Below are 7634 nucleotides of genomic sequence, written 5' to 3'. Positions count from 1 at the left end.
CGTCGCGCCCCAGGACCCGCCGACGATCATCCAGCGCTGAAACCCAAATTTCTCCCGGATCAACTCCATGTCGGCGATCAGATGCGGCAGGGTGTTATCTTCGCAGCGGCCTTTTGGGCGGCTGCGGCCGGCGCCGCGCTGATCGAACAGCACCGCGTGGAAGCGCTCGGGATCGAACAGCCGCCGGTGGTCGGGCTGGCAGCCGCTGCCGGGGCCGCCATGCAGGTAGACCGCGGGAATGCCATCCGCGCGGCCGACGCTTTCGACATGGATCTCGTGGCCGTCGCCGACGGACAGCAACTCCGACGTCAGCGGTGCGAAGGGGTCGGAGCGATGGCCGCCGGCTTTGCCCGCCTCGGCGTCAGGCGCCATGGTCGCCGCCGGTCTCGGGCGTTCCCCCGGCGAAATTGCGGTAGATGAATTGGTTACGGTCGGCTGCGGCCTCTGATGCGGCCAGCTTGAAGATCTGCTCATGCATCGGCGACAGCGTGCAGGCCGGATCGGTATTGCCGGCATCGCCGGTCAGGGCAAATGCCTGGCAGCGGCAGCCGCCGAAATCGATTTCCCTGAACTCGCAGCTCTTGCACGGCTCCTTCATCCAGCCGGTGCCGCGATAGCGGTTGAACGCCTCGGAGTTCTGCCAGATCCAGGCGATGGAATGGTTCGATCGCACGCTTTCGAATTCCAGCCCGGTGATCGACTCGGCGGCGTGGCATGGCAGGACTTTTCCCGCGGGCGAGATGTTGAAGAACTGCCGGCCCCAGCCGCCCATGCATTTCTTCGGCCGCAGCGCATAATAATCCGGCACCACATAATCGATGGCGAGAACGCCCTTCAGCCTTACCTCGGCTTCCTCGACAATACGGCTGGTCTCCTCCATCTGCTCCAGCGTCGGCATCAGCGCCGCGCGGTTCTTCAGCGCCCAGCCGTAATACTGCACGTTCGCCACTTCCAGCCGGTCGGCGTCGAGATCGACCGCCATCTCGATGATGTCCGGGAGCTGATGCAGGTTTTGCCGGTGCATCACGGCGTTGACGGTCAGCGGCAGATCCAGCTCGCGGGTCCACCGTGCCACTTCAATTTTCTTCTCATGCGCCTTCTTCAGGCCGGCCACGCGGTCAGCTACCATGGGCTCGTTGCCCTGAAAGCTGATCTGCACGTGGCACAGCCCGGCATCGGCCAGCGCAGACAATTTTTCGCGGGTCAGCAACACCGCCGACGTAATGAGATTGGAGTACAGGCCAACGTCGCTGGCGTGCCGTACCAGTTCGACCAGATCCTTGCGTGCGGTGGGTTCGCCGCCGGAAAAATGGATCTGCAGCACGCCGATTTGCGCAAGCTCGGTGAGGACCTTCTTCCATTCCTCGGTGGTGAGTTCGCTACCGCCGCGATCGAGTTCGACCGGGTTGGAGCAATAGGGACACTGCAGCGGACAGCGATGGGTCAGCTCGGCGAGCACCGCGAGCGGAATGCCAAAAGCCTCCGCCGTCGAGCCGCGCGCCTCCAGCACCGCGAGCCCGTCGCTTGGATCGCTGGCCGCTACGCCGGCATCGGTAAGCGTCGGACTCATGAGGTCTTCTCGCGTGATTCCGTCAAAAATCCCTTGTCGGCCAGGTCCTGCAGCATGGCGATGACGTCGGTCGCGATTGCCTCGCGTTCGGCGGCATATTTGGCGGCGAGCTGGTCGACCATGTCGGCGACGCTGCGAACGCCGTCGCAAAGCTGCAGCACTTCCACCGCGATTTCGTCTGGCGCCAGAACCCGCTCCGGCGCCAGAATGACCCAGACCTGCCGCGTTTCATCGAACTTCAGCCTGGCATGCCGCGGCAGGACCGGCCTGCTGGTCTCGCTGACGCTGATGTTGCGGTTACGCGGGGTTGCCATCGTCCTGCTTCTAACTGCGGCTCGTCTCTAGCCGGCTTTGGGAACAAATGCCCCCGGCGGTATGTGGCCATCGACATAGGCATGATACAGCGCATCGAGCTGAACCCATAGCACATTGGTCTTGAAGATCAGCGCATTGCAGACATCAGCGCGTTCCGCCGGCGTCGTGGCGTGTTCCCTGACGTACTCCAGCGCAAAGCCGGCGTCGCGCGGCGCCTGGGTCAGGCGCCGGCTGAAATAGCTCATGATGTCCGGATTGACGAAGTCGTAATGCGCCAGCATGCCCGCAATGCGCTCTTCATGGATGTTCGGCGCGAACAGTTCCGTCAGCGACGAGGCGATCGCCTCCAGCGGGCTCTTGTCGCGAACGAAATGCACATAGGCCTCCACCGCGAAGCGCGTCGCCGGCAAAATGCCCTCGGTGGATTCCACATAGGCGTTGTCGAGCCCGAGTCCCTCGGTCAGCTTCAGCCAGCGCTCGATGCCGCCCTCGGTGCCGACGTCACCGTCATGGTCCTCGATCCGGTGCCGCCATTCCATGCGGATGGCGCGATCGCGGAAGCGCGATATCACTACCGCGTCCTTGATCGGAATAGTGCTCTGGTAATAGTAGCGGTTCAGCGCCCAGGCCTGCACCTGGCCCTTGTTCAGTTTGCCGCCGTGCAGCAGCCGATGAAACGGATGCAGATTGTGGTATCGGGTCGCGCCGATGTGGCGAAGTGCGGCTTCCAGTTCGTCGGCACTGTTGAGCGGCGCGCTGCCGGCGAGCGAGAAGGCTGTCATCCCGTTCAGGGTTATGGCGTTCACAGCGTAATCTCCGTTCCATCGGCGGGGATTTGCCAGCCCGCGCGCTCGGCTTGTTTGCGTTCGGCGGAATCGTGCAGCAGCGCCGGGTTGGAATTGTTGATGTGCAGAAACACTTTGCGGCCGATATTGAGGCCCGACAAGGCTTCGATCGCGCCGCTATCGCCCGACATGGCGATATGTCCCATGCCTTGTCCGGTCTTGGTTCCGAGGTCGGCCACGATCAATTCGTCGTCGCGCCACACCGTGCCATCGAAGAAGATCAGGGGCGCGCCGGCAAGCCTGGATTTGAGGTCGTCGGTCACATCGGCGCAGGCGGCGAGGAAATAGAAATACTTGCCTGTTGCCTTGTCGCCGATTCGCAGCCCGAGCGTGTCGCCGGCGCCGTCGTTACCCGCGGGATGGGTCTTTCCTTCCAGGTACCACGCGCCCTTGCCGGCCACCGCGAACGGCAGGATCTCGAGCCCGGAGGGCGATCCGTCGGGCAAAGCCGGTTCGAATGCCCTATCGATCTCGATCGGCTGGCGTTTCACGTTCTTCTCGTTCAGGACGTTGAAGATGCTGTTGTCGCCGAGGATCGCAAGCACCTTGCGGTGGGCGTAAATCGTGAATGGCGAGCCCTCGCGCATCGACAGCAGACCTGCCACGGCATCGATCTCGCCATTGGTCAGGATTACCCCCGATACCGGACTGTGACGAAGTTTTCCGGCCCTTGGGTGAAGCTGAGGAGTCGCTGTCAGCTGCTGGCGTAGATCGGGCGATGCGTTGATCAGGAACCAGTGTTCGCCGTCGGCGCTGATCGCGATCGAGGATTGGGTACTCTGGAGTTCGGGATGCTTGCTTCTTGCTGCCCGGCACACCGGACATCCGCAATTCCACTGCGGAACGCCGCCACCTGCCGCGGCGCCCAGGACGACGACGCGAAGCATGATTCGCCTCCCGGAGATTCCAAGGCCTTGAGGTCTAAAAGAATGTGAGGTCTTCAAGCTTCGAAGGTGGACGCCGGTACGGGCACAATCCCACGATCGGGATCGTGTCACGCCCGGAGGTCCACCTCAAATCATGTGAAGCTGTCGCAGCCGCTTACTTGCGGGCGGCGCACGCGTACATGTTGATTTCCATGCCGACCGGCACTTCGACGATCTTCGGGGCTTTCCAGGCCATTTGGCTCTCCTTTTCGAACGGACGACTTCCGTCCTTCCAGAATAAACTACTGCGGAATGAAAAGTTCGCCAGTTAAATCTTCGGTCGTAAATCCTCGTTTTCTTGCTGCGATGCACAAGGGAATTCACCTAATTGTGCGGGCGCGACCTAAAACAACGAGGGATCAACGGGTTCAAAGTTGCACCCAAGTCACCTAGATGGTGACTTCGCGCCGAGGTGGCGGGCCGCCGCCTTTCGGATAAAGAACTTATGAGATGTCGCGGGGCTTTGGCTGGAGCTCCGCAATGGAAAGTGGTTTGCCATGCCCCGGTACTTCTTCAACACACGGATCGGGGACGAGCTGATTTCGGATCCCGAAGGCGAACAGCTGAGGGATCCGGATCAGGCATGGGAAATCGCGCGCGCCATGATCCGGGAATTGCTCAAGCTCGAAGGCGCGGAAGGCGGCCTGTTGAATGCGACCCTCGAGGTCACGGATGACGCCGGCGAGATCGTGCTGGAGTTTCCGTTCACCGAGGCGATCCTCGACATGACAGGCGAAGCGGCCACCAGGCATTGACCGACCCACCGGGGATGGCGACGGTTGACGGTCGACAACCCTTGGCGCACAGCGCTACAAGCGGGCGATCAAACGGAGCTATTCATGCAAGATCTCTGGCGTCTGTCGGCTACCGATATCGCTGCCCTGATAGGATCGAAGAAGATCTCCGCGACGGAGGCGGCAACGGCGGCGCTGGCCCGGCTCGACGCGGTCAATGCCAAAATCAACGCCGTGGTCGACCATCGGCCGGCGGATGTGCTGGCGCAGGCCGCCGCCATCGATGCCGCGATCGCGCGGGGCGATGATCCGGGTCCGCTGGCGGGCGTGCCGGTCACCGTCAAGGTCAATATCGACCAGCAAGGGTTTGCCACCACCAACGGCCTCAAGCTGCAGCGCGAGGTGATTGCCATGACCAACAGCCCGGTGGTCGACAATCTGCGCAAGGCCGGCGCCGTCATTCTCGGGCGCACCAACTGCCCGGCGTTTTCCTATCGCTGGTTCACCACCAATCTGGTTCACGGCGACACCAAAAATCCGCGCGACGCGAACATCACGCCGGGCGGCTCGTCGGGCGGGGCAGGGGCGGCGGTGGCGGCGGGCATCGGCCACATCGCGCATGGCACCGATATCGCCGGATCGATCCGCTATCCCGCCTACGCCTGCGGCGTGCATGGCCTGCGTCCGACAATCGGGCGCATCGCCGCCTTCAATGCCGCGCTGCCGGAGCGCCCGATCGGGCCGCAGATCTCGGCGGTGTCGGGTCCGCTGGCGCGCACCATCGGCGATCTCAGGATCGCGCTGGCGGCGATGTCGGGCTACGACGCCCGCGATCCCTGGTGGGTGCCGGCGCCGCTGCAAGGGCCGGCGATGCAAAAGCGCGCCGCGCTGTGCCTCAATCCCGACGGGCTCGATCCGGTGGCGGAAGTAAGGGCCGCCGTCGCCGATGCCGGCAAGCGGCTGGAGCGCGCGGGATGGGTGGTCGAAGAGGTCGAGACGCCGCCGTTGCGCGAGGCTGCCGAGTTGCAGACCAAGCTGTGGCTCGGCGACGGCTACGAGGCGCAGCTGGCCATGGCCGAACGCGAAGGCGATCCCGGCGCGCTGGCCTGCCTGCGCGGCAACCGCAACAAGGTGTTTCCGTTTGATGTCGACACGCTCTCGAAAGTCTTGACGCGGCGCGCGACCCTGACGCGCCAATGGCTGCAATTCCTGGAGAAATACGCCGTGCTGGTGATGCCGGTATCCGGCGAATTGCCGTTCCCCGATCAGCTCGACATGAAAGACGATGCTTCCTTCGCCCGGGTCTGGCACGCGCAGCTGACGCAGATCGCGATTCCCTTCATGGGGCTGCCGGGGCTGACCGTTTCCACCGGCCTGGTGGGCCGCGTGCCCGTCGGCGTGCAGGTGGTCGCCGGCCGCTACCGTGAGGACCTCTGCCTCGCCGCCGGCGAGGCGATCGAAGCCGGCGGAACTCCCTCGGCGGCGATCGATCCCGCCGGTTAATGGATTTGCGCGTCCAGACGAAAGAGCATGATGACTGGCGTTCTTGATTTCACGGCGACGTCGCTGGCCGGCGAGGACGTTCCGCTGAAGCGGTTCGAGGGCCAGGTGCTGCTGATCGTCAACACCGCGAGCAAGTGCGGATTCACGCCGCAATACAAGGGTCTCGAGGTGCTGCATCAGACGCTCAACCCGCGCGGCTTTTCGGTGCTCGGATTTCCGTGCAACCAGTTCGGCGGCCAGGAACCGGGCGACGCGCAGCAGATCGAGCAGTTTTGTTCGAGCCAATATGCCGTCACCTTTCCGATGTTCGCCAAGGTCGATGTCAACGGCAGCAACGAGCACCCGTTGTTTGCGTATCTGAAGAATGCGAAATCCGGCCTGCTCGGACCGTCGATCAAATGGAATTTCACCAAATTCCTGGTCGACCGTTCCGGCAAGGTGGTGGCGCGGCATGCGCCGACGGCGAAGCCGGAAGGTTTGAAGAAAGAAATCGAGGCACTGCTATGAACGAGAAGAACGAGACCATGAGCGACGCGTTTCCGGACCGCCTGTCCACCAACCCGAAGAGCCCCTACTACAATGAGGAGCTGCTGCAGCGCGACGTCGGCATCCGTTTCAAGGGCGCCGAGAAGACCAATGTCGAGGAATATTGCATCAGCGAGGGCTGGGTGCGCGTCACCGCCGGCAATGCCAAGGACCGCTATGGCAATCCGCTGACCATCAAGGTGCACGGCCCGGTCGAGCCGTATTTCAGGGACAAGACGGAGTCCTGACATCCTCGTCATTGCGAGGAGCGCTTGCGACGAAGCAATCCAGCTTCTTTCTTTGCTTGGCGATATGGATTGCTTCGCTTCGCTCGCAATGACGACTTGAGAAATTCGAGCGAGCTTTCGAAAGGCAAAACCATGTCGGTCCGCATCGTCGATATCAGGGAGGTGACGAAGCCGATCGCCTCGCCGATCCGCAACGCCTATATCGACTTCACCAAAATGACGACCAGCTTGGTTGCCGTCGTTACCGACGTGGTGCGCGAAGGCAGGCCGGTGGTCGGTTACGGCTTCAACTCCCACGGCCGTTACGGGCAGGGCGGGCTGATCCGCGAGCGTTTTGCGCCACGCCTGATGGAGGCCGAGCCGAAGACGCTGCTCGATGAGGCCGGCGGCAATCTCGATCCGGACAAGGTCTGGGCGGTGTTGATGTCGAACGAAAAGCCCGGCGGCCATGGCGAACGCTCGGTGGCGGTCGGCACCATCGACATGGCGGTGTGGGACGCGGTGGCGAAGATCGCGGGCAAGCCGCTGTTCAGGCTGCTGGCGGAGCGCCACCGGCGCGACGCCGATCCGCGCGTGTTCGTCTACGCCGCTGGCGGCTATTATTATCCCGGCAAGGGCCTGTCGATGCTGCGCGGCGAGATGCGCAGCTATCTCGACCGTGGCTACAACGTCGTCAAGATGAAGATCGGCGGCGCGCCGATCGCCGAGGACCGCATCCGCATCGAGGCCGTGCTCGAAGAGATCGGCAGCGAGGCCAGGCTCGCGGTCGACGCCAACGGACGGTTCGATCTGGAGACCGCGATCGCCTACGCGAAGATGCTGCGCGACTATCCGCTGTTCTGGTACGAGGAGGCCGGCGATCCGCTCGATTTCCAGCTGCAGGCGGCACTGGCGGAATTCTATCCGGGGCCGATGGCGACGGGCGAGAACCTGTTCAGCCATCAGGACGCCCGCAACCTCGTTCGCTA

General features: G+C 63.1%; 11 protein-coding genes. 5 read left to right on the top strand and 6 right to left on the bottom strand.

Annotation, left to right across the window (positions count from 1 at the left end; genetic code table 11):
• The 6 genes from Q7U29_RS00625 to pqqA all read right to left on the bottom strand — a co-directional run.
• The coding region (locus tag Q7U29_RS00625; protein ID WP_304737344.1) for an alpha/beta fold hydrolase at nucleotides 1-372 on the bottom strand (372 nt) is incomplete at its 3' end.
• On the bottom strand, nucleotides 362-1570 hold the full coding sequence (gene pqqE, locus Q7U29_RS00620; RefSeq protein WP_304737342.1) for a pyrroloquinoline quinone biosynthesis protein PqqE: 1209 nt from the start codon (nucleotides 1568-1570) through the stop codon (nucleotides 362-364). The genes Q7U29_RS00625 and pqqE, both read right to left, overlap by 11 nt.
• Nucleotides 1567-1884, bottom strand: a complete 318-nt coding sequence (pqqD, locus tag Q7U29_RS00615) for a pyrroloquinoline quinone biosynthesis peptide chaperone PqqD (RefSeq protein WP_304737340.1) — start codon at nucleotides 1882-1884, stop codon at nucleotides 1567-1569. The genes pqqE and pqqD overlap by 4 nt, the downstream gene beginning before the upstream one ends.
• A 27-nt stretch (nucleotides 1885-1911) precedes the next feature.
• Nucleotides 1912-2676: a pyrroloquinoline-quinone synthase PqqC gene (pqqC, locus tag Q7U29_RS00610; protein ID WP_304737345.1), complete on the bottom strand. Its 765-nt coding sequence runs from the start codon at nucleotides 2674-2676 to the stop codon at nucleotides 1912-1914.
• A gap of 11 nt (nucleotides 2677-2687) precedes the next feature.
• Nucleotides 2688-3617: a pyrroloquinoline quinone biosynthesis protein PqqB gene (gene pqqB, locus Q7U29_RS00605; protein ID WP_304737339.1), complete on the bottom strand. Its 930-nt coding sequence runs from the start codon at nucleotides 3615-3617 to the stop codon at nucleotides 2688-2690.
• A 154-nt stretch (nucleotides 3618-3771) separates the two neighbouring features.
• On the bottom strand, nucleotides 3772-3852 hold the full coding sequence (gene pqqA, locus Q7U29_RS00600) for a pyrroloquinoline quinone precursor peptide PqqA (RefSeq protein WP_012029362.1): 81 nt from the start codon (nucleotides 3850-3852) through the stop codon (nucleotides 3772-3774).
• A gap of 301 nt (nucleotides 3853-4153) precedes the next feature.
• Between pqqA and Q7U29_RS00595 the strand changes: the two genes are divergently transcribed.
• From Q7U29_RS00595 to Q7U29_RS00575, 5 genes are all read left to right on the top strand, one after another.
• Nucleotides 4154-4411 (top strand): hypothetical protein, encoded by a 258-nt coding sequence (locus tag Q7U29_RS00595; protein WP_304737337.1) that lies wholly within the window; start codon nucleotides 4154-4156, stop codon nucleotides 4409-4411.
• An 84-nt stretch (nucleotides 4412-4495) separates the two neighbouring features.
• On the top strand, nucleotides 4496-5893 hold the full coding sequence (locus tag Q7U29_RS00590; protein WP_304737336.1) for an amidase family protein: 1398 nt from the start codon (nucleotides 4496-4498) through the stop codon (nucleotides 5891-5893).
• A 30-nt stretch (nucleotides 5894-5923) separates the two neighbouring features.
• On the top strand, nucleotides 5924-6400 hold the full coding sequence (locus Q7U29_RS00585) for a glutathione peroxidase (RefSeq protein ID WP_304737334.1): 477 nt from the start codon (nucleotides 5924-5926) through the stop codon (nucleotides 6398-6400).
• The gene (locus Q7U29_RS00580; protein ID WP_304737332.1) at nucleotides 6397-6666 is read left to right on the top strand and encodes a DUF3297 family protein; all 270 of its coding nucleotides are present in this window, start codon (nucleotides 6397-6399) and stop codon (nucleotides 6664-6666) included. Before Q7U29_RS00585 ends, Q7U29_RS00580 begins: the two co-directional genes overlap by 4 nt.
• Nucleotides 6667-6798: 132 nt before the next feature.
• Nucleotides 6799-7634: enolase C-terminal domain-like protein (locus Q7U29_RS00575; RefSeq protein ID WP_304737331.1), on the top strand; the 836-nt coding region annotated here is incomplete at its 3' end.

The sequence above is a fragment of the Bradyrhizobium sp. genome (assembly GCF_030654605.1).
Lineage (GTDB): Bacteria > Pseudomonadota > Alphaproteobacteria > Rhizobiales > Xanthobacteraceae > Bradyrhizobium.
Note: the sequence above shows the minus strand (reverse complement) of the source record. Positions and strands in the feature narration are given on the sequence as shown.